Source organism: Pseudomonas graminis (assembly GCF_004364335.1).
Classification (GTDB): Bacteria; Pseudomonadota; Gammaproteobacteria; order Pseudomonadales; family Pseudomonadaceae; genus Aquipseudomonas; species Aquipseudomonas graminis_D.
In genome coordinates this window covers 177928-203360 of record NZ_SOCR01000011.1, presented here as the reverse complement: position 1 = coordinate 203360, position 25433 = coordinate 177928, and the positions used below count along the sequence as shown (strand labels likewise).

At 60.0% G+C, this 25433-nt stretch carries 21 protein-coding genes; 13 read left to right on the top strand and 8 right to left on the bottom strand.

Going from position 1 to position 25433, the window contains the following annotated elements; all coding sequences use genetic code 11:
• Positions 1 to 3: 3 nt before the first annotated feature.
• Positions 4 to 855: a sugar phosphate isomerase/epimerase family protein gene (locus EC919_RS21245; RefSeq protein ID WP_133776296.1), complete on the bottom strand. Its 852-nt coding sequence runs from the start codon at positions 853 to 855 to the stop codon at positions 4 to 6.
• 450 nt (positions 856 to 1305) lie between these two features.
• Positions 1306 to 2253: a LysR family transcriptional regulator gene (locus tag EC919_RS21240; protein ID WP_133776295.1), complete on the bottom strand. Its 948-nt coding sequence runs from the start codon at positions 2251 to 2253 to the stop codon at positions 1306 to 1308.
• A 412-nt stretch (positions 2254 to 2665) separates the two neighbouring features.
• Here EC919_RS21240 and EC919_RS21235 point away from each other — a divergent pair, with 412 nt between their 5' ends.
• The 3 genes from EC919_RS21235 to mmsB all read left to right on the top strand — a co-directional run bounded on the left by EC919_RS21235 (position 2666) and on the right by mmsB (position 6623).
• Positions 2666 to 3994, top strand: coding sequence for an MFS transporter (locus EC919_RS21235; protein ID WP_133776294.1), 1329 nt, complete (start codon positions 2666 to 2668; stop codon positions 3992 to 3994).
• A gap of 57 nt (positions 3995 to 4051) precedes the next feature.
• Entirely contained in the window at positions 4052 to 5578 is a 1527-nt protein-coding gene (locus EC919_RS21230; protein ID WP_133776293.1) for a CoA-acylating methylmalonate-semialdehyde dehydrogenase, read from the top strand.
• 157 nt (positions 5579 to 5735) lie between these two features.
• On the top strand, positions 5736 to 6623 hold the full coding sequence (gene mmsB, locus EC919_RS21225) for a 3-hydroxyisobutyrate dehydrogenase (RefSeq protein ID WP_133776292.1): 888 nt from the start codon (positions 5736 to 5738) through the stop codon (positions 6621 to 6623).
• 172 nt (positions 6624 to 6795) lie between these two features.
• Here mmsB and argH read toward each other — a convergent pair whose 3' ends face one another.
• Positions 6796 to 8223, bottom strand: coding sequence for an argininosuccinate lyase (gene argH, locus EC919_RS21220; protein WP_133776291.1), 1428 nt, complete (start codon positions 8221 to 8223; stop codon positions 6796 to 6798).
• A gap of 260 nt (positions 8224 to 8483) precedes the next feature.
• On the opposite strand from argH, the gene EC919_RS21215 reads away from it, so the two are divergent.
• From EC919_RS21215 to EC919_RS21205, 3 genes are all read left to right on the top strand, one after another.
• Complete coding sequence (locus EC919_RS21215) at positions 8484 to 9248, top strand: sulfite exporter TauE/SafE family protein (protein ID WP_133776290.1); 765 nt, start codon at positions 8484 to 8486, stop codon at positions 9246 to 9248.
• A gap of 213 nt (positions 9249 to 9461) precedes the next feature.
• Complete coding sequence (locus EC919_RS21210) at positions 9462 to 10046, top strand: NAD(P)H-dependent oxidoreductase (RefSeq protein ID WP_133776289.1); 585 nt, start codon at positions 9462 to 9464, stop codon at positions 10044 to 10046.
• Positions 10047 to 10099: 53 nt separating this feature from the next.
• Positions 10100 to 10996, top strand: coding sequence for a LysR family transcriptional regulator (locus tag EC919_RS21205; RefSeq protein WP_133776288.1), 897 nt, complete (start codon positions 10100 to 10102; stop codon positions 10994 to 10996).
• 160 nt (positions 10997 to 11156) lie between these two features.
• Here the strand turns inward: EC919_RS21205 and EC919_RS21200 are convergent, their stop codons facing one another.
• Positions 11157 to 12035, bottom strand: coding sequence for a LysR family transcriptional regulator (locus EC919_RS21200; protein ID WP_133776287.1), 879 nt, complete (start codon positions 12033 to 12035; stop codon positions 11157 to 11159).
• 112 nt (positions 12036 to 12147) lie between these two features.
• Here EC919_RS21200 and EC919_RS21195 point away from each other — a divergent pair, with 112 nt between their 5' ends.
• On the top strand, positions 12148 to 13116 hold the full coding sequence (locus EC919_RS21195; protein WP_133776286.1) for a DMT family transporter: 969 nt from the start codon (positions 12148 to 12150) through the stop codon (positions 13114 to 13116).
• 122 nt (positions 13117 to 13238) lie between these two features.
• Positions 13239 to 14906: a gamma-glutamyltransferase gene (ggt, locus tag EC919_RS21190; RefSeq protein WP_133776285.1), complete on the top strand. Its 1668-nt coding sequence runs from the start codon at positions 13239 to 13241 to the stop codon at positions 14904 to 14906.
• A gap of 225 nt (positions 14907 to 15131) precedes the next feature.
• Here ggt and EC919_RS21185 read toward each other — a convergent pair whose 3' ends face one another.
• The gene (locus EC919_RS21185) at positions 15132 to 16715 is read right to left on the bottom strand and encodes a peptide chain release factor 3 (RefSeq protein WP_133776284.1); all 1584 of its coding nucleotides are present in this window, start codon (positions 16713 to 16715) and stop codon (positions 15132 to 15134) included.
• 334 nt (positions 16716 to 17049) lie between these two features.
• On the opposite strand from EC919_RS21185, the gene EC919_RS21175 reads away from it, so the two are divergent.
• The 5 genes from EC919_RS21175 to EC919_RS21155 all read left to right on the top strand — a co-directional run bounded on the left by EC919_RS21175 (position 17050) and on the right by EC919_RS21155 (position 22234).
• Entirely contained in the window at positions 17050 to 17763 is a 714-nt protein-coding gene (locus tag EC919_RS21175) for an ABC transporter permease (RefSeq protein ID WP_074886589.1), read from the top strand.
• A gap of 28 nt (positions 17764 to 17791) precedes the next feature.
• The gene (locus EC919_RS21170) at positions 17792 to 18760 is read left to right on the top strand and encodes a glycine betaine ABC transporter substrate-binding protein (protein WP_133776283.1); all 969 of its coding nucleotides are present in this window, start codon (positions 17792 to 17794) and stop codon (positions 18758 to 18760) included.
• Positions 18757 to 19410 (top strand): ABC transporter permease, encoded by a 654-nt coding sequence (locus EC919_RS21165; protein ID WP_065990219.1) that lies wholly within the window; start codon positions 18757 to 18759, stop codon positions 19408 to 19410. Before EC919_RS21170 ends, EC919_RS21165 begins: the two co-directional genes overlap by 4 nt.
• 11 nt (positions 19411 to 19421) lie before the next feature.
• Complete coding sequence (locus EC919_RS21160; RefSeq protein ID WP_133776311.1) at positions 19422 to 20591, top strand: osmoprotectant ABC transporter ATP-binding protein OsmV; 1170 nt, start codon at positions 19422 to 19424, stop codon at positions 20589 to 20591.
• Between the two features lie 479 nt (positions 20592 to 21070).
• Positions 21071 to 22234, top strand: a complete 1164-nt coding sequence (locus EC919_RS21155; RefSeq protein WP_133776282.1) for a type III PLP-dependent enzyme — start codon at positions 21071 to 21073, stop codon at positions 22232 to 22234.
• 53 nt (positions 22235 to 22287) lie between these two features.
• Here EC919_RS21155 and EC919_RS21150 read toward each other — a convergent pair whose 3' ends face one another.
• From EC919_RS21150 to EC919_RS21140, 3 genes are all read right to left on the bottom strand, one after another.
• Positions 22288 to 23064, bottom strand: a complete 777-nt coding sequence (locus EC919_RS21150; protein ID WP_133776281.1) for a hypothetical protein — start codon at positions 23062 to 23064, stop codon at positions 22288 to 22290.
• Between the two features lie 97 nt (positions 23065 to 23161).
• Positions 23162 to 24307 (bottom strand): alpha-xenorhabdolysin family binary toxin subunit A, encoded by a 1146-nt coding sequence (locus EC919_RS21145; protein ID WP_133776280.1) that lies wholly within the window; start codon positions 24305 to 24307, stop codon positions 23162 to 23164.
• A 124-nt stretch (positions 24308 to 24431) separates the two neighbouring features.
• Complete coding sequence (locus EC919_RS21140) at positions 24432 to 25433, bottom strand: alpha-xenorhabdolysin family binary toxin subunit B (protein WP_133776279.1); 1002 nt, start codon at positions 25431 to 25433, stop codon at positions 24432 to 24434.

The window sequence follows — 25433 nt, the reverse complement described above, 5'->3', positions numbered from 1 at the left end:
TCCTTATCGGCTTGTTGTATGGGTGAAGCGCTGGAAGTGTTCGCGTTCGGTCTGGCCCATCCACACGTTCAGCGACCAGAGATCGGCGACTGGCACATTGGTGAAGGGCAGATGATGCAGATAGCCGTCGGAGCCGAATTCGGGGGTCATCGTGCTGAGCTGATAACCGCGCGCCTGCTGGGATTTCCACACGGCTTCCCAGTGCTGCTGATGGAAAGCCAGCTCGCGGGCGTACTCGGGGGCGGCGGGATGCGGGACTTGCGGGCCCTGGTCGTAACCGACCCGAGCCTGAATGTGATGAACGCGCTCGACGAACGTGCTGAGGTCGTCTTCGGGGTCGTCGAGCAAACGCTCGCAGGCGACGATCCAGTGGCTGATGTCGCTGGTGAAGCGCAGATCGGGCAGTTGGCGGATCAGCTCAAGGGTGACCCACGGATTGAACAGCGAGCGCGCGCGGTGGGTTTCGAACGCCACCGCTTGACCCTGCTTGCGCGCCACTTCCAGCGCCTGACCGAAGAAGTCCACCTGCTGGGGCAATTGCCAGCGGTCATTGCCGGCCAGCACATTGACGAAGCGCGGCGCCAGTTCGGTTGACCAGGCGAGCTTCTGCTCCAGATCGGTGAGGTGTTCTGCGGTGGTCGCCGATTGTTCCGGGAGGACATCGTAGGCGGTGAATACCGTGGCGATGTAAGGCACGTGATTGGCGCGCAGGAAGGCACCGAATTCCGCTCGCTCCACAGGCGTCAGCGGCAGGCGTGCTTCCATGCCGTCGAACCCGGCCTCCAGCAGCTCATCCAGCGCCTGAGCCTTGCTGGCGCGGTAGCCCCAGAGCGTGCGGAAGATTTCCAGTTTCATCGAGCGTCCTCAAAGATTGCGTCGAGCGGCTGACGTGGGACCCGAAACAGGGCTCCGCCACGGCCCAGGCCAAGACGGGGTACAACGGCAGTCACATCAGAAAAGGCAATCTTCGGGCCGTGTCTCTCATGGACGGGCTCCTTTATTGGGGCTGATCTTAGGTTCGGCCGATGAACGGAAAGAATAGGAAAGCTCAAATGCATAGTTCAGAGAATTCTGAACTATGGCGGGGAGGGGCAGGGCAGACGTTCGGACCTGTGTAGGAGCGCGCTTGCCCGCGAAAAATGCATCAGGCGCCATTGATGTGCCTGATGCCACGCCATCGTTGGGATGCGATCCAGAAAAAGCCCGATTGCTTAGAGCGTCCGATCCCGATCCGACACATTGAGGTCGGCTGTCCAGGCGCCTTCGCCAGCAAGCCGGCTCCTACAATTTGCTGTGTCCGATCACTCAATCCACAAACGTCATCCGTTCCGTCTTGCCTAACAGAAACGCCTGATTGCGCTCGGTGGCCTCGCGGATGTAATCCCACAACAACGTAATCCGCTTGAGCTTTCTCAGGTCCTCCCGGCAATACATCCAGAACTGCCTTGTGATATCCACCTCACTTTCCAGCACCGGCAGCAGTCGAGCATCTTGCGCCGCCAGAAAGCATGGCAGGATCGCCAGCGCTCGTCCCTGCAGCGCGGCGACGTATTGGGCAATGACGCTGGTGCTGCGCAGGGTGGCGTGGGCGCCGGGGAGGAGGTTGCTGAGGTAGAGCAATTCAGAGCTGAAGGCCAGGTCGTCGACGTAGCTGATGAACGGATGGTCGGCGAGGTCTTCGGTCTTGCGGATCGGCGTGTGATTGTCCAGGTAATCCTGAGTGGCATAGAGCCTCAGGCTGTAGTCACACAACTTGCAGCACACGTAGGGCCCATGCTCCGGACGCTCCAGCGCGATGACGATGTCCGCCTCGCGCTTGGACAGGCTGATGAAGTGCGGCAGCGGCAGGATGTCCACCGAGATGGCCGGGTACGTGTTGGTGAAGTGGCTCAGTTGCGGGGTGATGAAGAAACTGCCGAAGCCTTCGGTGCAGCCCATGCGCACGTGCCCCGACAGCGCGACGCCGGAGCCGGAAACCTGCTCGCAGGCGATGTGCAGCGTGCTTTCGATGGACTCCGCCGCGCCTAGCAATCGCTGGCCTTCTGCGGTGAGGATGAAGCCGGTGTTGCGCGATTTTTCGAACAGCAGCGTGCCCAGTGACGTCTCCAGCGAGCTGATCCGTCGCGACACCGTGGTGTAGTCCACCCCAAGGCGTTTGGCTGCCGAACTGGCCTTGCGCGTGCGCGCCACTTCCAGAAAAAACTTCAGGTCATCCCAGTTCAATGCGCTCAGGGACGTGATGTTTTTTTGCATGTTGAACCTGCTTTTATGTGCGTTCTTATTAGAAGTTTGCACATCTATACTCCGAAGCGCGGCCGGATCCAACCGACCCGTAACGACGCGATCTGTAGGAGCCGGCTTGCTGGCGAAAGCATTCTAGCCGGCGCTGCTGCGGTGGAGGGTTAACCGAGTTCGCGGGCAAGCGCGCTCCTACAGTTGATCTGCGCCAACTGCAAAATCTGCGAGGTACGCGAAACCTGTAGGAGCCGGCTTGCTGGCGAACACGTCGGGTCAGCGACAGCGATGTTTGATGACACAACGCGGTTCGCCAGCAAGCCGGCTCCTACGGAATCAGTGATCCATCGAGGACGAGTTCCAGGTTCAAATACATCCAGAAAACACACGCCATAACACCCTGCACAACAATAAATAAGCGGAGGAGTTTATGAAGAACGCTATTACGGCGGATGCCGGTGCACTCGATGCCGGCCCCGTGAAGAACGCCCGATCCTACCGGCTTGCCGGCGCGGCGAGCATGGCTGGCACGACCATCGAGTGGTATGACTTTTTCCTCTACGGCACAGCTGCCGCACTGATCTTCAACAAGATCTTCTTCCCTGCACTGGACCCGATCATCGTTGTGCTGGCGGCGTTCGCCACCTACGCCGTGGGCTTTCTCGGCCGGCCACTGGGCGGCATCGTGTTTGGCCATTTCGGCGACAAGATCGGTCGCAAGTCCATGCTGCTATTCACCCTGATGCTGATGGGCATTCCGACCATCATCATCGGCCTGATTCCCACCTACGAACAGATTGGCTACTGGGCCGCGGTGCTGCTCGTGGCGATGCGTTTTTTGCAGGGCATGGCAGTCGGCGGTGAATGGGGCGGGGCGGTGCTGATGGCCGTCGAACATGCGCCCGAGGGCCGCAAAGGTTTCTACGGCAGCCTGCCGCAAACCGGCGTCGGCGCGGGGCTGGTGCTGGCCTCGCTGGCGATGGGCATGGTCGCGAAATTGCCTGAGGCCGACATGCTCAGCTGGGGCTGGCGCATTCCGTTTCTCGCCAGCGTCGTGCTGCTGGGCGTGGGCTGGCTGATTCGCCTGAAAGTCCCGGAGTCGCCCGATTTCGAGAAGCTCAAAAAAGACAACATCGCCGTCAAGGTGCCGCTGTTCAGAGTGTTCCGCGAATACCCGAAAGAAACCCTGACCATTATCGGCGCGCGCACCGCCGAGAACGCCTGGTTTTACATGTCGGTGACCTTCGCGTTGGCATACGCCGCCAACCAGTTGCTCATCCCCCGCGCTGACGTGCTGAGCGCGATCACCGCCGGCGCTGCGCTGTCCCTTGTGACCATGCCGCTGTGTGGGCACCTGTCCGACAAGGTTGGTCAGAAACGTCTGTATTTCGCCGGGCTTCTGCTGCTCTGCGCGTTCGTTTATCCATTCTTCGCCATGCTCGGTACCCGCGAGCCGCAGATGGTGTGGTGGGCGATGGTGCTGGCAGTCGGTGTGGTCTTCCCGATCCTGTATGCGCCGGAATCCCTGTTGTTCGCTCGGCAGTTTCCGGCGGAAATTCGCTACAGCGGTATTTCCGTTTCGGTGCAGTTGGCGGGCGTCCTGGGCGGCGGATTTGCGCCGATGATCGCCACGCAATTGCTGGCCATGGGCGGCGGCAGTCCGCGCTATGTGATTGCCTACCTGATCGGCATGGCGCTGGTGGCATTGGTCTGCACCGCGCTGATGAAGCGTGATCCCCCTCGCCATCGCGCTGCCTGAAGTCGACTTTTTTCAGCGCGCCCATGCTGGCGCGCTGCCTTGAATGGAGCAACGGCAATGAACGTGTCACTGAACAAGAACAACACCACCGTGGCCCGCGTGAAGCTGCTGATCGGCGGCGAATGGGTTGAGTCGCAAACCACCGAGTGGCTCGACGTGGTAAACCCTGCCACCCAGGAAGTGCTGGCCCACGTGCCATTTGCCACTGCCGCCGAGGTCGATGCCGCTGTCGCCGCCGCGCAGAAGGCATTCACCACCTGGCGGCACACGCCGATTGGCGTCCGCATGCGCATCATGCTCAAGTTGCAGGCGTTGATCCGTGAACACTCCAAACGCATCGCCGTCGTGCTCAGCGCCGAACAGGGCAAGACCATCGCGGACGCCGAGGGCGATATCTTCCGCGGCCTGGAAGTGGTCGAGCACGCGTGCTCCATCGGCACGCTGCAGATGGGCGAATTTGCCGAAAACGTGGCCGGTGGCGTCGACACCTACACGCTGCGTCAGCCCATCGGCGTCTGCGCAGGGATCACGCCTTTCAACTTCCCGGCGATGATTCCGCTATGGATGTTCCCGATGGCCATCGCGTGCGGCAATACCTTCGTGCTCAAGCCGTCCGAGCAGGACCCGATGTCGACCATGCTGCTGGTCGAACTGGCGGTCGAGGCGGGCGTGCCGGCGGGCGTGCTCAATGTCGTGCATGGTGGCAAAGAGGTGGTGGACGGGATCTGCACCCACAAGGACATCAAGGCGGTGTCCTTCGTCGGCTCGACGGCGGTGGGCACTCACGTTTACGACCTGGCGGGCAAACACGGCAAGCGCGTGCAGTCGATGATGGGCGCGAAGAACCATGCCGTCGTGCTGCCGGATGCCAATCGCGAGCAGACCCTCAACGCATTGGTCGGCGCCGGTTTTGGTGCGGCGGGTCAGCGCTGCATGGCGACGTCGGCGGTGGTCATGGTCGGCGCGGCGAAGCAGTGGATCCCCGATCTGAAAGCGCTGGCGCAGAAGCTCAAGGTGAATGCGGGAAGCGAGGCGGGCACCGATGTCGGGCCAGTGATTTCCAGGCGCGCTAAACAGCGGATTCTTGATTTGATTGAAAGTGGCGTTCAGGAAGGTGCCACCCTCGAACTGGACGGGCGCAACATCACAGTGGCGGGCTTTGAGGAAGGCAATTTCGTCGGGCCGACGCTGTTCACCGGCGTGACCACCGACATGCAGATCTACACTCAGGAAATCTTCGGGCCGGTGCTGGTTGTGCTGGAGGTCGATACGCTCGATCAGGCCATCGCATTGGTCAACGCCAACCCGTTTGGCAACGGAGTCGGACTTTTCACCCAGAGCGGTGCGGCGGCGCGCAAATTCCAGAGTGAAATTGATGTGGGTCAGGTCGGCATCAACATCCCGATTCCGGTGCCGGTGCCGTTCTTCAGCTTCACCGGTTCGCGCGGTTCGAAGCTGGGGGATCTGGGGCCGTACGGCAAGCAGGTGGTGCAGTTCTACACTCAGACCAAGACGGTCACCAGCCGCTGGTTTGATGACGACAGCGTGAATGACGGGGTGAATACGACGATCAATTTGCGTTGAGTGCGACGCCCTTTTTTAGGCGCGCGCTTGCCCGCGGAAGCGATATGTCTGTGGCGGGTGAGTTGACAGACACGACGCCATCGCGGGCAAGCGCGCTCCTACACAGATCGTATTCCGTCAGTGGGTTTGAGCTGGGTTTTGAACAAGGAGAACAACCATGAAAATCGCATTCATCGGTCTGGGCAATATGGGTGCGCCGATGGCGCGGAACCTGATCCGTGCCGGGCATCAGCTGCATTTGTTCGACGTCAACCAACAGGTCTTGGCCGAACTGGCCGAATTGGGCAGCCGGATCAGTGAGTCGCCCAAACATGCTGCTCAGGGTGCCGACCTGGTCATCACCATGCTCCCGGCGGCGGCTCATGTTCGCGCGGTGTACCTGAATGACGACGGCGTCCTGGCTGGCATCAGCGCAGGGGTGCCGGCGGTGGATTGCAGCACGATCGATCCACAGACCATCCGCGATGTGGCGGCGGCTGCGGCGAAACAAGGCGTAGTCGTCGGCGATGCGCCGGTGTCCGGTGGCACCGGCGGGGCGCAGGCCGGGACGCTGACGTTCATGGTCGGCGCGAGTCTTGAACACTTCACGGTGCTCAAGCCGATCCTGGCGCAGATGGGCCGCAATATCGTCCACTGCGGCGATGTCGGCACGGGGCAGATCGCGAAGATCTGCAACAACATGCTGTTGGGCATTTCCATGATCGGCGTGGCAGAAGCCATGGCGCTGGGCAATAGCCTGGGCATCGACACTGGCGTGCTGGCGACCATCATCAACAGCTCGACCGGGCGCTGCTGGAGCTCGGAAATGTACAACCCGTGGCCCGGCGTCGTGGAAACCGCCCCGGCGTCGCGCGGCTACACCGGAGGGTTCGGCGCGGAGCTGATGCTCAAGGATCTGGGCCTGGCAACCGAGGCCGCCAAAGCCGCGCGCCAACCCGTGATCATGGGCGCGTTGGCGCAGCAGCTTTACCAGGCGATGAGTTTGCGCGGTGATGGCGGCAAGGACTTCTCCGCGGTGGTTGAGGGGTACATCAAGAAGGTATGAACCCCGCGCTGTGCCGTCGCATCTGCATGGTCGTGCGGGCGGGTGACAAACACAGTTGGTGTAGGAGCGCGCTTGCCCGCGAAATGCGTAGGGTCAGAAGCATCTCTGAAACTGACCCACCTCAATCGCGGGCAAGCGCGCTCCTACACGTGCGAATGCCTGGAGGCTGCAATCAACCCCGCGGGCCGCTGTATTCCTTGGCCCACTGCTCCTGGGCGACCAGGTGCTGTTTAAACCGTGCGATCTGCTCGGCCACGCGCACCGGCGACGTCCCGCCCCAGCCGCTGCGCGCTGCCAGTGCAGCTTCCAGCGTCAGGCTCTTCAGCACCTCCGGCGTCAGGCGCGGGTCGGTGTCGGCGAGCATCTTTGGCGTCAGTTCCGGCAGCCCGATGTCCTGCGCCTCGCACAGCTGCACCAGTTGCCCGGTGATCTCGTGGGCTTCCTTGAACGGCACGCCGCGAACGGCCAGCCAGTCAGCAATTTCCGTCGCCAGGGTGAACCCCAATGGGGCCTGACGCAGCAACTCGTCTTTGCTTACCGTCATTGTTCGAACCATGCCTGCGAAGGCAGGCAGCACCAGATTCAGCGTGTCCAAGGCGTCGAAGATGGCGTGCTTGTCTTCGCTCAAATCCCGGTTGTACGACAGCGGCTGCGCCTTGAGCACAGATAAGATCGCTGTCAACGAACCGATCAAACGGCCGGATTTCCCACGGGCCAGTTCGGCGATGTCCGGGTTCTTCTTCTGCGGCATGATCGAGCTGCCCGTAGCGTAGGCATCGTCCAGCTCGACCCAGTGAAACTGCCGCGACGTCCAGATGCAGAACTCCTCGGCCATGCGCGAAATGTTGATTCCCAGCATGCTCGCGCAGAACAGGAATTCAGCCACGTGATCGCGGCTGGCGACAGCGTCGATGGAGTTCTCACACGGCCCGGCGTAACCCATTTCCGCCGCCGAGCGTTGAGGGTCGCGCGCAATGGCGGACCCGGCCATTGCGGCGGCGCCGAGGGGGGAAAGGTTGAAGCGCTGGTCCCAATCCTGCAGGCGCTGGATGTCACGATGAATCGCCTGGGCGTGGGCCATCAAGTGATGACCGAACACAATCGGCTGCGCCTGTTGCAAATGGGTGAAGCCGGGCGCAATGGTCTCGACATGCTCCTCGGCCTGACCGACCAATGCCTGCTGCAGATCAAGAATCGACAGGGTCAGCACGCGAATCCGGTCGCGCAGAAACAGCCGCATGTCGTTGGCCGTCTGATCGTTGCGCGAGCGCCCGGCGCGAAGCTTGCCGCCCAGTGTGCCGAGGCGTTCGGTGAGCAGACGCTCGATGAAGGTGTGCACGTCCTCGTCGGCGGGAATCGGCTGAATCTTGCCGGCGGCGAAATCCTCGTCAATCGATTGCAGCGCCTCAATGATGCGGCGGGTTTCGTCGGCGTCCAGCAAGCCGGCGCGCTCAAGCTCGTGGGCATGGGCCTTGGACCCTGCGACGTCATAGGGCGTCATGCGGAAATAGACGGCCGGCGAGCGTGACAGATTGGCCATCGCTTCAGCCGGCGCTGACTTGAAGCGCGCGCCCCACAGGCGCTCAGTTGCATCGGACATAGGCATTCCCCCTCTAACACGTGATTGCTGGCGAGCCAGGCGTCGATGACGTCAGGTGATCCTAGGAAAAACCGGCGGACGGTGAAACGTTACAAATGGCAAGTCGGGTTGGCAGAAATGGAAAGCTGGGGTATCAAATCGCTGTTCAGTGACGTCGTGCTGACTATTTTTCTGTTATCGCAGCTGCCCAAATGTGTTGAAGTGGCGCCGATTGCAACGCTCGATGTTTTCCCTCTTCGACCTTTTCGCAGGATGCGCCCATGGATGGTTCCCTATCGCTCTATCAGAACCTTGGCTGGACCTTGTCAGTGCTGGTGCTGTTGACGTTTCTGCTGGCGGGGACGGTCAAGGGCGTCATCGGCATGGGGCTGCCGACGGTGGCGATGGGCTTGCTCGGTGCGATGATGCTGCCGACCCAGGCGGCGGCGCTACTGCTGATTCCCTCGACACTGACCAATCTCTGGCAGCTGGCAACCGGCGGGCATCTGCGGGGCCTGTGCGCGCGGTTGTGGCCGCTGTTGTTGATGATCGTCATCGGCACGCTGCTCGGCTCCTACGCGCTGGGGCTTGGCAATGGGCACGGCATGGCAAGGGCGCTGGGCGGCGCGCTGTTTGTGTACGCGCTGTGTGGCCTGTTTCTGCCGACGCTCAAGGTGCCGCCCGCTGCCGAGCGCTGGTTGGGGCCGTTGTGCGGATTTATTACCGGCCTGGTCACCGCAGCCACCGGCGTCTTCGTGATTCCGGCGGTGCCCTACATCCAGGGCCTGGGGCTGGATCGCAACGAACTGGTGCAGGCGCTGGGGCTATCGTTCACTGTCTCGACCCTGGCACTGGGCGTCGGTCTGTTCTGGAACGGGGCGGTGGGCAGCGCCGAAATGGGCGCCTCCTTGCTGGCGCTGGTGCCCGCATTGCTCGGCATGATGTTCGGCCAGTGGCTGCGTCAGCGGATCAGCGCGCTGGTGTTCAAGCGAATGTTCTTCATCGGCATGGCGCTGCTGGGCGCGCACCTGATGATCGCCGGCTGATTTCGCGGCGTCTGGCCCGGATTAACGCTGCCATTCAGCCAACATAAATTCATCAATAGGCGCCTAATTCGTGATTCAGGCGCAAATGTATTTTGCCCCTCCGCGGCTTATTCCTCCCTCGTCTGACCGATATCCTGCCGTCCATTCCAATTGAAGACCCTCAATCCAGTGCCGCTGAACCGCGGGCTGCATTGACGGCAGACGAGGCTTGATATGAAAAAATTACTGTTTCTCAACGGCGGCAAACAATTCGCGCACTCCGACGGCCGCTATAACACCACGCTGCATGAAGCCGGCCGGGCGTTTCTGGATCGCGCCGGGTTTGATGTGCAGCAGACCTTCATCGACGGCGGCTACGACGTGGTCGAGGAAGTGCAGAAGTTTCTCTGGGCTGACGTGATCATCTGGCAGATGCCGGGCTGGTGGATGGGCGCGCCGTGGACCGTGAAAAAGTACATCGACGAAGTGTTCACCGAAGGTCATGGCAGCCTTTACGCACACGACGGTCGCAGCCGTTCCGATGCGTCCCGGCGGTACGGCAGCGGCGGCTTGCTGCACGGCAAGCAATACATGATTTCCGCCACCTGGAACGCGCCGCAGCAAGCGTTCGACGACCCGGCTGACTTCTTCGAAGCCAAGGGCGTGGATGCCGTTTACTTCCCGTTCCACAAGGCCAACCAGTTCCTGGGCATGACCGGCCTGCCGACCTTTCTGGCGGTGGACGTGATGAAGATGCCGAATGTGGAAGCAGACGTGAAGCGGTATGAAGCGCATCTGGCCTCGGTGTTCGGAATCTGAGCGCGGGCCCGCAAGCACGCTAATATCCAGTCTCTTGTGAGCGGGAGACAACAGTGAAAGCCAGGTCGGATGAGTTGCAGGTGTTTGTCACGGTGATCGAAAGCGGGTCGATTTCCGCTGCCGCCGAGCAGGTAGGGCAGACGCCTTCGGCGATCAGCCGCACGCTGTCGCGACTCGAAGGCAAGCTGGGCACGACGTTGATCAACCGCACCACGCGGCGCATGGACCTGACCGAGGAGGGCAAGTATTTCCTCGAGCGGGCCCGGCAGATTCTGGATCAGATGGAAGAGCTGGAAGAACGCATGTCGGTGCGACAGCAGACGCCGTCCGGTCGTTTGCGGATCAACGCGGCGTCGCCCTTCATGCTGCATTCCATCGTCCCTTACGTCGCCGAGTTTCGCGCGCTGTACCCGGACATCCAGCTGGAGCTGAACAGTAATGATCTGATCATCGATCTGCTGGAACAGAGCACCGATGTGGCGATCCGCATTGGCGTGCTCGCCGACTCAACCCTGCACGCCCGGCCACTCGGCAGCAGCCCGCTGAACATTCTCGCCAGCCCTGAATACCTCGAAAAGCACGGCACGCCGAAAACCGTGGACGCGTTGAGCGGACATTCACTGCTCGGCTTCACCCAGACCGAAACCCTCAACCACTGGCCGTTGCGCCACGCCGACGGAGACCGGCTGTTCATTCAGCCGACGGTTTCGGCCTCCAGCGGCGAGACCTTGCGCCAATTGGCGTTGGTGGGGGAGGGCATCGTCTGCCTGTCGCACTTCATGACCCACGAAGACATCCGCCTGGGCCGCCTCAACGTCATCCTGCCCCAGGCCAACAGCGGCTATCGACAGCCGATCCACGCCGTCTACTACCGCAACTCGCAGTTGGCGCTGCGGATTCAGTGCTTTCTGGACTTCATTCAGAAAAAGCTGACGGTGTACGCGGCGTGAGGCTGCTTACATTCCCTGTGGGAGCGTGGCTTGTCCCGCGATCTGCCGGGAACCGGCAGCAAACCCTGCAAACGCGGTCTGTCTGGAGGACTTGATTGGAATGGTTTTGCTACTGCTGCGCAGCAGATCGCGGGACAAGCCACGCTCCTACAGGCAGGTATCACGCCTCACTAATCTCGCTGAATTCTGCCCGCAACATCTCCACAAACGCCTCCCGCGCCGGGTGGTGCTCGGCGTTCTCGTGCCAGTAAAACAGGTTGTCGATGGAGGTCAGTTCAGGGAATTCATAACCGACCCAGCCCGAGTCCTTCCGGTATTGCTCGTAAATGCCTTTGGGCACCAGCGCCACGCCAGCGCCGGCACTGACGCAACCGACGATGGTGCCGTAATTGGCGATGCTGACGATGGGCTGAGTCTGGCCGTTATTCTGCAACCATCGCTCAAGCGCTGCGCGATAGGGGCAGCCTTCGGGCCACATGAAGATCGATTTGCCCTGCAGATCCGCCGCGCTGCGAATCGGCCCCAGCGACTCGGCCGCAATCAGCACCAGATCCTCCCGGTACATCGACGTGCGCTTAAGCCGTGGGCGTTTGACGTCGATCGCGACAATGGCGCCATCGAGCTTCTGATTGAGCGTCGCGTCGAGCAACTGCATGCCGGTGCCCGTCGTCAGCTCCAGTGACACCTGCGGATAACGCGCATGAAAGCGCGCCAGCAGTCGCGGCAGCCGCGCCGTGGCCGAAGATTCGATGGCGCCGATTCGCAACGGTCCGGAGGGCGCCGCATCCGGATGCACCGCGCGTTTGGCTTCGTCGGCCAGGCTGAGCATTTTGCCGGCGTAGATGAGGAGGATTTCTCCCGCCGGGCTGATACGCAAACCGCGACCCTGACGGTAGAACAGCTCGGTGCCCAGCTCCGCCTCAAGTGCCTTGATCCGGGCGGTGATGTTCGACGGCACGCAGTGCAAAACCTCCGCTGCGCGGGCAATGCTGCCGGTGTCGACGACGGTCTTGAACATGCGGATCTGGGCCAGTTCCATTCATCACCAAAAGTGAGGGGTTTCATCATTATTGTTCGGTTGTGGTGAGCATAGGTTGTTTCGATACTCGCAGCCATGGCAGGCGCCGGGCTTGTCGGCAGGAGTTATTGAGATGAGCGTGGTGGCTGAGCCAGTTTGCAGTTCGGATACAACGGTGAGTGCTGCGGTGCCATGGCAAGGGGTCAAAGTCGCCCTCGCGACTTTCTTCGTGGTGACTTGCTGGGGCTTCTCGCCGACCGGCATTCGCATCGGTTTGCAGGCCTACGATCCAGGGCATCTGGCGCTGCTTCGTTTTCTGATCGCGTCAGTGTTCATGCTGTTAATCGCCTCATCACAACGCATCGCGTTACCGCGCCTGAAAGATCTGCCGTTGCTCGCGGTGCTGGGTTTCTTCGCCGTGAGCCTGCATCACATCGCCCTGAATTTCGGCCAGGCCGGCGTCAGTGCCGGGGCGTCCAGCGTGCTGGTGCAGTCGACGCCTTTGTTTACCGCGTTGCTGGCGCACTTCGTGTTCAGGGAGCGGGTCAGCGCCTGGCGTTGGGGCTGTGTGGCGCTTGGGTTGGTGGGCGCCGCGATTGTCGTCACCGGTGGTCGCGGCATCGGCCACATGGACGCGCGCGGGCTGCTGATTCTGGTGGCGGCGTTTTCCTGGAGCGTTTATTTCTCGCTGCAGAAGCGTCACAGCCATCGGTACGACGGCCTGACCATGGTCTGTTACACGGTCTGGGCGGGCACGGTATTTCTGTTGGTTTACTTGCCTGGACTGGTCGGCGAAATCCTCAACGCGCCGCTGCGGGTCAATGTGGCAGTGGGCGTATTAGGCCTGTTCCCCAGCGCGCTGGCCTATCTGGCCTGGGCATATGTCCTGAAGCACATGGACGTCAGCCGCGCCTCGATGAGTTTGTACCTGACGCCACCGATGGCCATCGCCATTGCCTCGGTGATGCTGGGCGAGATGCCTTCGCAGCGGGTGATCGTTGGGTCGATTGTGGTGCTGGCGAGTGTCTTGGCGCTCAATCTGCGGCGGGAGAGGGCGGTGGTGTTTTCCGTTCGGGATGAAGCTGGACGTGCGCGAGTCTAGGCGCCTGGCCATTTGCGTTTGCGGCAAGTTTCATCATTAATGTGCAGCCGGACCGTTAGTCTCTTCAGCCTCCAGACAGCCCATCAGTTACAAGCTGTCGCATTTGTCATCAAGGAAGCCCCATGCGTGCAGTGACTCTCAAAACCCTTGCCCTGTCGGTGATCTTCGTCGCGAGTTCGCCGGTGTATGCCGTGGTGCTGGAAGGCGGCGCCGTGGCGTCCCCCGATCAATACGGTGCTCAGGTCGCTGCGCAGATTCTGAAAAAGGGTGGCAACGCCGTTGATGCTGCCGTTGCCACGGCGTTCACCCTGGCGGTCACCTACCCTGAGGCGGGCAACATCGGTGGCGGTGGCTTCATGACGCTGTTCATGAACGGCCGACCGTACTTTCTCGACTACCGCGAAGCCGCACCGAAAGCGGCCACGCGCAACATGTACCTGGACGACAAGGGCGAGGTCATCCCGGGCATGAGTCTGGTCGGTGCACGTGCCTCGGGCGTTCCCGGCACGGTGATGGGGCTGTGGGAAGCGCATGAGAAGTTTGGCAAGCTGCCGTGGGCCGAGCTGCTGACGCCGGCCATTGGCTATGCCAAAAACGGCTTCAAAGTCGCCGACAAGCAGTACATGTACGGTGCCGAGGCGATCAAGCAGCTCAACGGCAAGACCAATTTTGCGGATTATTTCGGCGGCATGAAGACCGGCGAGACCTTCCGTCAACCGGAGCTGGCCAAAACTCTGGAGCGTATCGCCAACAAGGGCGCCAACGAGTTTTACCAGGGCCAGACGGCTGACCTGCTGGTGGCGCAAATGCAGCACGACAACGGCCTGATCACCAAAGAGGACCTGCAGGATTACAAGGCGATCTGGCGCAAGCCGCTGCACGTGAACTTCAACGGCAACACGCTCTACACCGCGCCGCTGCCCAGTTCCGGCGGCATCGCACTGGCGCAGCTCATCGGCATGAAGCAGCAGCTTGCCGATGACTTCAAAGACGTGCCGCTCAATTCGGCGCGCTATATCCATCTGCTGGCAGAAATAGAAAAACGCGTGTTCGCCGATCGCGCCAACTACCTGGGCGATCCGGACTTTTCCGTGGCGCCGGTGAATCAACTGACTGACAACGCCTATCTGGCCAAGCGCGCCCACGAGGTCAACCCGACGGCGATTTCGCCCACGGAAAACGTGAAGGCCGGGCTTGAATCGCACCAGACCACGCACTTCTCCATCGTCGATGCCAAGGGCAATGCGGTCAGCAATACCTACACCTTGAACTGGGATTACGGCAGTGGGGTAGTGGTGAAGGGCGCAGGCTTTTTGCTGAACGACGAGATGGATGATTTCAGTTCCAAACCGGGCGTTGCCAACGCGTTCGGCGTGGTGGGCGGGGATGCCAACGCCATCCAGCCCGGCAAGCGCATGTTGTCGTCGATGAGCCCGAGCCTGGTCACCCGCGACGGTGCGGTGACGCTGGTGCTGGGCACACCAGGTGGCTCACGGATTTTCACCACGGTGTTTCAGGTGTTGAACAACATTTACGATTTCCACATGCCGCTCAAAGACGCCGTTGCCGCCCAGCGGGTTCACCACCAGTTGCTGCCGAAAGACACGATCTATACAGAGAAATTTGCACCGCTGGCGACCCCGGTGGCGGACGAGCTGACGGCCATGGGTTACACGCTGAAGGACCAGGGCTGGTCGATGGGCAATGTGCAGGCGATCAAGATCGACGGCACGAAAGTCGAAACCGCGTCCGATCCCCGTGGGCGGGGTGTGGGGATGGTGGTGAAGTGAGGGTGTGACGGCGGATTACCGAGTCTGCCGTCAGACGCAAAACTGGTTCGCGGCGCTGCCCTAATGTAGGAGCGCGCTTGCCCGCGAATGGTTGGTACATTCGACACATATCTGTCGTTCGAACCTAAGCTTCGCGGGCAAGCGCGCTCCACAGAGTGTTGTGTCTGGCTGCAGATTCCGATCGTTCTCACGCAGAGGTGGGAACGATCACTGGAGGAGTGAGACTTAGTGATGCTCCCGCGTCGCGCGGAATTTCACGTCGGGCCAGCGCTCTTCCATCAAGGCCAGGTTGACCCGCGTCGGCGCGAGGTAGGTCAGGTGACCGCCGCCGTCCACGGCCAGGTTTTCCACGGCCTTGTTCTCGAATTCTTCGAGCTTCTTCTTGTCGCTGCACTCGATCCAACGCGCCGAATAGACCGTGATCGGCTCGTAGGCGCATTCGACTTTGTATTCTTCCTTCAAGCGGCTGGCGACCACATCGAACTGCAGCACACCGACGGCGCCGAGGATGATGTCGTTGCTGCGCTGCGGGAAGAACACCTGAGTGGCGCCTTCCTCGGCCAGTTGCTGCAGACCCTGACGCAGCTGCTTGGATTTCAGCGGATCCTTCAGGCGCACGCGGCGGAACAGCTCCGGGGCGAAGTGCGGAATGCCGGTGAAGCTCAGGGCTTCGCCTTCGCTGAAGGTATCGCCGATCTGAATCGTGCCGTGGTTGTGCAGGCCGATGATGTCGCCCGCGTAGGCTTCTTCCAGTTGCTCACGCTCGCTGGAGAAGAACGTCAGCGCGTCGCCGATGCGCACGTCCTTGCCAGTGCGCACATGGCGCATCTTCATGCCCTTGTCGTACTTGCCCGAACAGATGCGCATGAACGCGATGCGGTCGCGGTGTTTCGGGTCCATGTTCGCCTGAATCTTGAACACAAAACCTGCGAATTTCTCCTCGACCGGCTCGACCGTGCGCTCGTTGGCAACGCGTGCCAGCGGCTTCGGCGCCCAGTCCACGACCGCATCGAGCACGTGGTCCACACCAAAGTTGCCGAGCGCGGTACCGAAGAACACCGGTGTCAGCTGGCCGTCCAGGAATTCCTGCTGGTTGAATTCATGACAGGCGCCTTGCACCAGCTCCAGCTGATCGACAAAGCGATCGTACTCATCACCCAGGTGAGCGCGGGCTTCGTCGGAGTCGAGCTTCTCGATGATTTTCACATCGGTGCGCTCATGCCCGTGACCAGCGGTGTAGACGATGATGTAGTCGTCGGCGAGGTGATACACGCCCTTGAAATCGCGATAGCAACCGATCGGCCAGGTGATGGGCGCAGCCTTGATCTTCAGGACCGCTTCGATCTCGTCCAGCAGCTCGATCGGGTCGCGAATGTCGCGGTCGAGTTTGTTGATGAAGCTCACGATCGGCGTGTCGCGCAGGCGGCATACATCCATCAGCGCGATGGTGCGGGGCTCAACGCCTTTACCGCCGTCGAGCACCATCAGCGCCGAGTCGACGGCGGTCAACGTGCGGTAGGTGTCTTCGGAGAAGTCTTCGTGGCCCGGGGTGTCGAGCAGGTTGATCATGTGATCGCGATACGGAAACTGCATGACCGAGGTGGTGATGGAAATGCCGCGCTGCTTCTCCATTTCCATCCAGTCGGACGTGGCGTGACGGTCGGATTTACGCGACTTCACCGTACCGGCGACGGCAATGGCCTTGCCCATCAGCAGCAGCTTTTCAGTGATGGTGGTCTTACCCGCATCGGGGTGGGAAATAATGGCGAAAGTGCGGCGTTTCGCGACTTCGGCGGCCTGTCTGGTCATGGGAAATCGCCCGAGAGGTGATTCAAAAAAAGGGCGGCGATTATAGCCCAAACCAGAGCAATAACCGAACCGTTCAGTCAATAAGGGGTGGCCAGATACCATCGCACGTGGGAACCTTTGCGGTTAAGGAGACGTCCATTCCCAGGTATCGCAAGACGCCAAGGGTTGCAAAATCAGCAAGTTAGCTTGACGAAGCTGCGCTCATGGCTTGTGTTTTCGCCGAGGTATCCACCTTTCCGGCGACCCACCCGCTGCTCTTCGCGAACGTTCGCGTGCTGCCTGAAAAGGCCGGTTCCACGCCAGACGTTCGCCGACTGAAATAAGGAGTCCGCCCGTGGCAAATCGCTATGGCAAGGGGCTGTTGGGAGGTGTGATTGTCATTGCACTCCTGGCCCTGCTGGTCCAATGGATCGGCATCAGTACCATCAGGCAATATCAGGATGATCTGCTGTTTTATCTGCAAGCCCACGTCTGGCTTGTGCTGGCTTCGATGCTGGCGGCACTGGTAGTCGGGATCCCGACCGGCATTGTCCTTAGCCGACCGAACATGGTTGGCCGCGCCGAACGCTTCATGCAGATCTTCAATATCGGTAACACCGTTCCTCCTCTCGCCGTACTGGCCATCGCTCTGGGTATCCTGGGCATCGGCAGCGGTCCGGCGATCTTCGCTTTGTTCCTCGCTTCGCTGTTGCCCATCGTTCGCAACACCTACGAAGGCCTGAAAAACGTTCAGGGATCCCTCAAAGAAGCCGCGCGCGGCATCGGCATGACACCGCGTCAGGTGCTGTGGCGTGTCGAGCTGCCCAATGCCGTGCCGATCATCATCGGCGGTGTGCGCGTGGCGCTGGCGATCAACGTCGGGACCGCGCCACTGGCGTTCCTCATTGGCGCGAACAGCCTGGGCAGCCTGATTTTCCCCGGCATCGCCCTGAACAATCAGCCGCAACTGGTGCTGGGCGCCGCGTGTACCGCGTTGCTGGCGTTGTTGCTCGATGGCGCCGTGACCCTGGCAAGCCGTCTCTGGCTGGAACGCGGCCTGGCTCGATAAGTCGAGCCCCGCTGAGAAAGGAATTGGTATGAAGAAGTTATGCACATTGATCATGGGCGTCGGGATGTTGCTGTCCGGATTCGCCCAGGCCGCGGATGCACCGGCTGAAATGCCCGTGCTGCGCATCGGCGCGCGGGTGTTCACCGAGCAGACCATGCTGGCCGAACTGACCGCGCAATACCTGCGCGACAAGGGCTATCAGGTCCAGATCACCGGCGGCCTTGGCAGTAACCTGGCGCGCAGTGCCCAGGAAAGCGGCCAGCTGGATTTGCTGTGGGAATACACCGGCGTATCGCTGGTGGCCTACAACCATGTCGACGAGAAACTCGACAGCGAGCAGACCTATCAGCGCGTCAAGGAACTGGACGCCAAGAAGGGCCTGGTCTGGCTGTCGCCGTCCAAGTTCAACAACACCTACGCGCTGGCGCTGCCGGACAAAATTGCGCAGCAGTATCCCCAGGTCAATAACATGTCTGACCTGACCACGGTGCTCAAGGCTGAAGCCGACAAGGGCCACATCGTTGCGCTGGACACCGAGTTCGCTAACCGTTCCGACGGTCTGGTGGGCATGGTCAAGCATTACGGCATGAACCTGGGGCGTGAAAACACCCGTCAGATGGACGCCGGTCTGGTCTACACCGCGCTGCGCAACGGGCAGGTTTTTGCGGGCCTCGTCTACACCACCGACGGCCGCTTGAACGCGTTCAAACTCAAGGTGCTGGCGGACGACAAACATTACTTCCCGGACTACACCGCTGCGCCAGTCATTCGCAAAGAGTACCTGGACAAGCACCCGGAACTGGCCGATTTGCTCAAACCGCTCGCCGCGCTGCTGGATAACCAGACCATGCGTACGCTGAACGCGCGCATCGACGTCGACCATGAAAGTCCCACTGTGGTGGCGGCTGAATTCCTGCGCGAGCATCCGATCAACCCCTCCGCCGACAGCGTGCCGGTCCCACCGGCGCCGGCGGCAAAACAGGAGGAGAAACCATGAGTTTCCTCAGCGCTTTCTCCCATCTGGACTGGAATCAGGTCATGCACCTGACCCTGCAACACATCACCCTCGTCGGCATCGCAGTGACACTGGCGATTGTCGTCGGCGTTCCACTGGGCGTTTTGATGACGCGCTTCCCGACCCTCGCCGGGCCGTTGCAGGCCAGCGCCACCGTACTGCTGACCATCCCGTCGATTGCCCTGTTTGGCTTGCTGCTGCCGTTCTACTCCAAATTCGGCCAGGGCCTAGGCCCGATGCCGGCGATCACCGCAGTGTTTCTCTACTCGCTGCTGCCGATCATGCGCAACACCTACCTGGCGCTGACCGGCGTCGAGCCCGGCATCCGTGAAGCCGCCAAGGGCATCGGCATGACCTTCGGCCAGCGCCTGCGCATGGTTGAACTGCCGATCGCCGTGCCGGTGATCCTCGCCGGCGTACGCACCGCCGTGGTCATGAACATCGGTGTCATGACCATCGCCGCCACCATCGGCGCTGGCGGTCTGGGCGTACTCATCCTCGCTTCCATCAGCCGCAGCGACATGTCGATGCTGATCGTCGGCGCCGTACTGGTCAGCATTTTGGCCATCTTCGCCGACCTGCTTCTGCAATGGCTGCAACGCTCGCTGACTCCAAAAGGACTCCTGAAATGATCGCCAAACAAATGATTGAGCTGCAGAACCTGACCAAGACTTTCCAGAGCAACGGCAAGGAAGTGAAGGCTGTCGATTCCGTGAGCCTGACCGTCAATGAAGGCGAGATCTGCGTGTTTCTGGGCCCATCGGGTTGCGGCAAAAGTACAACGCTGAAAATGATCAACCGGCTGATCATGCCGACCTCCGGCAAAGTGCTGATCAACGGCGAGGACACCACCGGTCTCGACGAAGTCACTCTGCGCCGCAACATCGGTTACGTGATTCAGCAGATCGGCCTGTTCCCCAACATGACCATCGAGGAAAACATCGTGGTCGTGCCCAAGCTCCTGGGTTGGGATAAGCAGAAGTGCCACGACCGTGCCCGCGAACTGATGAGCATGATCAAGCTGGAACCCAAGCAGTACCTGCATCGCTATCCGCGCGAGTTGTCGGGTGGTCAGCAACAGCGGATCGGCGTGATTCGTGCGCTGGCCGCAGACGCGCCTCTGCTGCTGATGGACGAGCCGTTCGGTGCGGTCGACCCGATCAACCGCGAGATGATCCAGAACGAGTTTTTCGAGATGCAGCGCGCGCTGAACAAGACCGTGATCATGGTCAGCCACGACATCGACGAAGCCATCAAGCTGGGCGACAAGATCGCCATCTTCCGCGCCGGCAAGCTGCTGCAGATCGACCACCCGGACACACTGCTGGCGCACCCGGCAGATGATTTCGTCAGCAACTTCGTCGGCCAGGACAGCACGCTCAAGCGTCTGCTGCTGGTCAAGGCCGAAGACGCGGCGGACAACGCGCCATCCGTGAGCCCGGAAACGCCCGTTGCCGATGCGCTGGAAATCATGGACGAAAACGACCGCCGCTACGTGGTCGTCACCGATGCCGAAAACAAGGCCATGGGCTACGTCCGTCGCCGCGACCTGCACCGTCAGGCCGGTACCTGCGAGCAATACCTGCGCCCGTTCAACGCCACCGCCGCTTACGACGAACACCTGCGCATCCTGTTGTCGCGCATGTACGAGTTCAACCGCTCGTGGCTGCCGGTGCTGGATGCCGAGAATGTGTTCCTGGGTGAAGTGACGCAGGAGTCCATCGCGGCTTATCTGAGTTCCGGCCAGTCGCGCGGGATGAAGACCAGCATTGTTTCGCCGGCTGAGTTGGTGGAGCAGGCTGCTTCGGCTTGAGGTAGCGCGAACGCTTAGTAGAAGCGCGCTTGCCCGCGATTGCGGTGTGTCATTGCTCAATAGGCTAGCTGACACACCGCCTTCGCGGGCAAGCGCGCTCCTACAAGGGCTGGTGATAACTTCGACATTGGCAATCACCGGGAACATCACCCTGTCACATCGGTCGGTTACTACGGGTTGATTGAACGCGCGTGGATTCCCGTCTGGCAAAAACGGGCAGAAACGCGACATTTTTAGTTGATCTCCGGCCCCTCAGGTCCTACAGTTCGCGCCGAACGTCCATGCTGGAAACGATCCATCCGGCTCAAGTACTGACGACGAGACAGCAAGGCCAACCGTGGTGTATCACCGGATGGCCTTTTTGCTTTCGGCCGAGCAGCCTTGGGAAGTAGGCGAACCAAAGTGGGGATACGGAGGACGTTCACGAGCCGCGCGCTCACACCCATTGTTTTTTACCGTTTGCCAACAGGAGTCCCCGCATGTCGATCCAGGTCGAAGACTATTTCGAGAAAAGCACCTTCGATAAAATGAAGGCGTTTGCCGACAAGCAAGAAACCCCGTTCGTGGTCATCGACACCGCGATGATCAGCAAGGCCTACGACGACCTGCGTGCAGGCTTCGAATTCGCCAAAGTGTATTACGCCGTCAAAGCCAACCCGGCGGTCGAAATCATCGACCTGCTGAAGGAAAAGGGCTCCAGTTTCGACATCGCCTCGATCTACGAGCTGGATAAAGTGATGGACCGCGGCGTCACCCCGGATCGCATCAGCTACGGCAACACCATCAAGAAATCCAGAGACATCCGCTACTTTTACGAGAAGGGCGTGCGTCTGTTCTCCACCGACTCCGAAGCTGACCTTCGCAACATCGCCAAGGCCGCGCCGGGCTCGAAAGTTTATGTTCGTATCCTCACCGAAGGCTCGACCACGGCTGACTGGCCGCTGTCACGCAAGTTCGGCTGCCAGACCGACATGGCGATGGACCTTTTGATCCTCGCTCGTGAACTGGGCCTGGTGCCCTACGGCATCTCCTTCCACGTTGGTTCGCAGCAGCGCGACATCAGCGTCTGGGACGCCGCGATCGCCAAAGTGAAGGTGATCTTCGAGCGTCTGAAAGAAGAAGACGGCATCGTTCTCAAGCTGATCAACATGGGCGGCGGCTTCCCGGCCAACTACATCACCCGCACCAACAGCCTGGAAACCTACGCCGAAGAAATCATTCGCTACCTGAAAGAAGATTTCGGTGACGATCTGCCGGAAATCATTCTGGAGCCGGGCCGTTCGTTGATCGCCAACGCCGGTATCCTGGTCAGCGAAGTGGTGCTGGTGTCGCGTAAATCCCGCACTGCCGTCGAGCGTTGGGTGTACACGGATGTGGGCAAGTTCTCCGGCCTGATCGAAACCATGGACGAAGCCATCAAGTTCCCGATCTGGACCGAGAAGAAAGGTGAAATGGAAGAAGTGGTCATTGCAGGCCCGACCTGCGACAGCGCCGACATCATGTACGAAAACTACAAGTACGGCCTGCCACTGAACCTGGCTATCGGTGACCGCCTGTACTGGCTGTCCACCGGTGCGTACACCACCAGCTACAGCGCCGTAGAGTTCAACGGCTTCCCGCCGCTGAAGTCCTACTACGTGTAAACGTCAGCTGTAACAAGAAAACGGCACCCAGTGGGTGCCTTTTTTTGTGCGGCTCAAATACTGAATCGAAAAATATTGTCGAGGGTGTAATTGATCAGGCGCTGCGCCTCGCGTGCTGCACTGGCCGCTGATTGACACGACACGGTCAACCGCCGAGCGGACTGATCGGGCTTGAGCGCATGGATCTCCCGAAGGGTGGCGTTCAACAGGCCAGACAGCCGCGAACAATAGGCCCCCATATTCCCCGCCGAGAGGATCGCCGTGTTGTAGGCGCGACGATGCCATTCCAGGCTGCTTCTCGCCGAAGCGAGACTGCTTTCGTCCGTCACTCCGCTGTTAAGCGTCTTCGGTAGGTTGCTGGACTTTCCTTTCACCAGCAGCCTTTTGCGTTCCGCGTATTCATAGGTTCTTACGTTCATGAAATCCATGAACCGAGGAATGGTCTGCCTGGTGCATTCGATGATCCAGTCGCATTCTGCCTGTTGCCGCTTGAATTCTGCCTCGTGGCGCAGCATATCCTTTGTAAACTGCGCGACCCGGCTGTCAAACGGGTTGCTGTCCAACAGTGCGATCATGTCGGTCAGTGTCTTTTTGGTGTCCTGATGGAGCGCGCGAAGCTGCTTCGCGCTGGAGTGCCAGAGCGAGCTGCCTTGCCGTGCGGTGGCGACGACCTGATCCATCGCGGGCTCCCTGTACTTTCCGTATTCGGCTTCAGGAACCAGATCGAGTTTGATTTTGAAGGCTTCGATGTATTGGGGAAGCTTCTCCATATAGCCGATGTTGAATCCTAGATAAGCGACGTCGTCGTATTCGATGAGATGTGTTGTCATTCTTCGCCCTCCATGGCGTTACAGCGCGAACTCGATGCGTTGCCCCTGCAAGGTGGCTTGGCATGGTGCCTGATCCAGAGTCTTCGAATTCCACATGTCATTGATGTCCATGACTCATGCGGAACTCACGATCTGCCTCTTTGAACACGTTGAGCAAAGTATCCGCGTCCTGCTTTATCTGGCCCCAGGGCTTAGCCACCAGATTGAAAGCGTTGAAGAGGCGACGCAGGGACAGCACACTGTCGATTCTTCCTGCTTCCTGAACCGAATAAGTCAGGTAGGTATGCAGGCCGTTCCACACGTCAGTCAAGTTCTGGGTAGCGATGTCTGCATCCACAAGGACCAGTGTCAAGTCGTGTAACTCACTGCGAACGCGATGAAGTGAGGCGTGAATCCTGTTCTTCTGCTCAAGCAGAACAATGCTGGCCTCCTGTTGCTGACGCAGCGCGCTGATTTGTTTGCGCACTTTATCCGCGTCGCTGCTGCGATAAAGGCTCAATTGCGGCAGACCAATACTGTCTGCCGCCGACTTTTTTACCAGCGCCTTGTATTCAAGATGTTTCGCTTCAATGTCAGCGCCCCCTCTCTCAAGGGTGTCGATCAGCGATTGGATGTCAGTCGGTAAATTGCTGGTGTCGATGCTCCGTAGCTTGAGCTTCACCTCGGGCATCACTGCGGTCGACAATTCTTCGGCGAAGGCCTTGAGCCGGCGCTTGAGTGCCTCCGTCACGTTTCGACGCTGCAGAACGAGCGATGCGACCTGCTCGATGTACTGCAAAAAGTCTGCTTGAGCTTCTGGATCAGCCGTTTCGGACGGCTTCGTTTTGATCTCGTTATAAAGGCGTCTTACGCCGGCTGCGTAAACCAGCATCTGGTCGGCGAACACCCAGAGTTCGCTGCCGACGTTCATCAGGTCGGTGCGAAGCGGGTTCCATCGCAGGGCATGTTGATTAATGTGATTAAAAGTAGTCTGGAAGTCCCGGGCTTCCAGATACGGGCCTGCGCCTGTCTCGTAGCCAAGGTAAAAGATGACGTCGTTGAGTTCCGTTGGAAGTGCGAGGCCGAGGGTTTCATAGCGCTTCAACTCAACCAATTGCTCTTTCGTCAGAATGAGGCCCGGCGCGCGGACGGCGTCTTCTGAAGCGCCCGCTGCTGCAGAAATCAACGTGCCGGGCAGGCGCACTGCCAGGTCAAGTGTCTGATCGTGAACGGGGGCGTCATCCAGTGGTTCGGATGAGTTCATGTCGTTAATCCTTTAAAGAGATGATGTGCGACGCAGAGCGCTGGTGTAACCAGCACACTCCACGCATGAGGCCGGGACGAACATCCTTGAACTTTCCCGGCCACACTGTTGCGCATTAGCGGATTTAATCAGCCATGACCTTCAAATGTTTTGCCAGCGCCAGTACGTCCGCCGCAAATTGAGCGACACCGTCCTGATCGGCGCCATTGACGGTGCTATGAGTGCTCAGGAAAAAGCGATGGGCCGTGACACATTTCTCGAACTCGGCAACGTACTGCGCTCGGTGGTCGTCGAAACGATGGGATTCGATGACCAGATCCTTTTTCAAGGTGACCAGACGCAACTCGTCGTTCTTCGCTTGGGTGCGATCGATCAGATCGTCGATCTGTTTGCGTAGCCTGTCACGGGCTTCAATCATGCCTACATAATTGATCAGGCTCTCGGCCCGTTCCAGGACCTTCAAAGCCACATCGATAGCTGCCTCAACCGCGATCAGCTCGGGCGGGGACATACCAAGCTTGGTCATTTCCTGCGCGGTCAGTGCTGTATCTCTGGCAATTTGGGTGAAGTTTCTGGCTTCGATCAGCGCCATCGCGTCAGTCAGCGCCTTGCGTTTTGCTTCCAGCGCGTTTTGACGTTCTTTGATTTCGAGTACTTCTGTCGGCAGGCGTGCCTGATCCGCCTCGAGCTGGGTGAGGTATTTCCCCGTAGCCATGCGATCAATCGGGGCTGCCATGGCAGGAATCAGGTTTTTGAGTACCTGCTCTTTTTTGCTGACGATCCCCATGATGATTTGGACCCGTTGGACGATGTCTACGATGATTTCCTCATGGTCGGACTCAGGCGCGCTGCGTAGCTCGGATTGAAGTCCTCGAAGCGTTTCAACCTGGATGCCTGTTCCGATATCCAGTGATTTAACGGCCTCGCGCAGTTCGAAATCAGCTTTACGCAGCGCCTGGTCCTGGGCAGTAATTCGGCTGTCCAAAGACGGAAGGTAGGCTGCCTGGATGAACAGGCTGTTAACTTCAGTGGCGGCATTGTTTGCTTTGGCTTTCGCCTCTCGGAACGTTTGCGGGTTCAGTGCCGGGTATTCGATGCTGCCTGGAAATTGAGAAATATTGTTCAT

Excerpts from the sequence above, each read along its gene's own strand:
- EC919_RS21245 (WP_133776296.1), bottom strand. The coding sequence starts at position 855 with ATGAAACTGGAAATCTTCCGCACGCTCTGGGGCTACCGCGCCAGCAAG.
- EC919_RS21240 (WP_133776295.1), bottom strand. The coding sequence starts at position 2,253 with ATGCAAAAAAACATCACGTCCCTGAGCGCATTGAACTGGGATGACCTG.
- EC919_RS21235 (WP_133776294.1), top strand. The coding sequence starts at position 2,666 with ATGAAGAACGCTATTACGGCGGATGCCGGTGCACTCGATGCCGGCCCC.
- EC919_RS21230 (WP_133776293.1), top strand. The coding sequence starts at position 4,052 with ATGAACGTGTCACTGAACAAGAACAACACCACCGTGGCCCGCGTGAAG.
- mmsB (WP_133776292.1), top strand. The coding sequence starts at position 5,736 with ATGAAAATCGCATTCATCGGTCTGGGCAATATGGGTGCGCCGATGGCG.
- argH (WP_133776291.1), bottom strand. The coding sequence starts at position 8,223 with ATGTCCGATGCAACTGAGCGCCTGTGGGGCGCGCGCTTCAAGTCAGCG.
- EC919_RS21215 (WP_133776290.1), top strand. The coding sequence starts at position 8,484 with ATGGATGGTTCCCTATCGCTCTATCAGAACCTTGGCTGGACCTTGTCA.
- EC919_RS21210 (WP_133776289.1), top strand. The coding sequence starts at position 9,462 with ATGAAAAAATTACTGTTTCTCAACGGCGGCAAACAATTCGCGCACTCC.
- EC919_RS21200 (WP_133776287.1), bottom strand. The coding sequence starts at position 12,035 with ATGGAACTGGCCCAGATCCGCATGTTCAAGACCGTCGTCGACACCGGC.
- EC919_RS21195 (WP_133776286.1), top strand. The coding sequence starts at position 12,148 with ATGAGCGTGGTGGCTGAGCCAGTTTGCAGTTCGGATACAACGGTGAGT.
- ggt (WP_133776285.1), top strand. The coding sequence starts at position 13,239 with ATGCGTGCAGTGACTCTCAAAACCCTTGCCCTGTCGGTGATCTTCGTC.
- EC919_RS21185 (WP_133776284.1), bottom strand. The coding sequence starts at position 16,715 with ATGACCAGACAGGCCGCCGAAGTCGCGAAACGCCGCACTTTCGCCATT.
- EC919_RS21170 (WP_133776283.1), top strand. The coding sequence starts at position 17,792 with ATGAAGAAGTTATGCACATTGATCATGGGCGTCGGGATGTTGCTGTCC.
- EC919_RS21165 (WP_065990219.1), top strand. The coding sequence starts at position 18,757 with ATGAGTTTCCTCAGCGCTTTCTCCCATCTGGACTGGAATCAGGTCATG.
- EC919_RS21160 (WP_133776311.1), top strand. The coding sequence starts at position 19,422 with ATGATTGAGCTGCAGAACCTGACCAAGACTTTCCAGAGCAACGGCAAG.
- EC919_RS21155 (WP_133776282.1), top strand. The coding sequence starts at position 21,071 with ATGTCGATCCAGGTCGAAGACTATTTCGAGAAAAGCACCTTCGATAAA.
- EC919_RS21150 (WP_133776281.1), bottom strand. The coding sequence starts at position 23,064 with ATGACAACACATCTCATCGAATACGACGACGTCGCTTATCTAGGATTC.
- EC919_RS21145 (WP_133776280.1), bottom strand. The coding sequence starts at position 24,307 with ATGAACTCATCCGAACCACTGGATGACGCCCCCGTTCACGATCAGACA.
- EC919_RS21140 (WP_133776279.1), bottom strand. The coding sequence starts at position 25,433 with ATGAACAATATTTCTCAATTTCCAGGCAGCATCGAATACCCGGCACTG.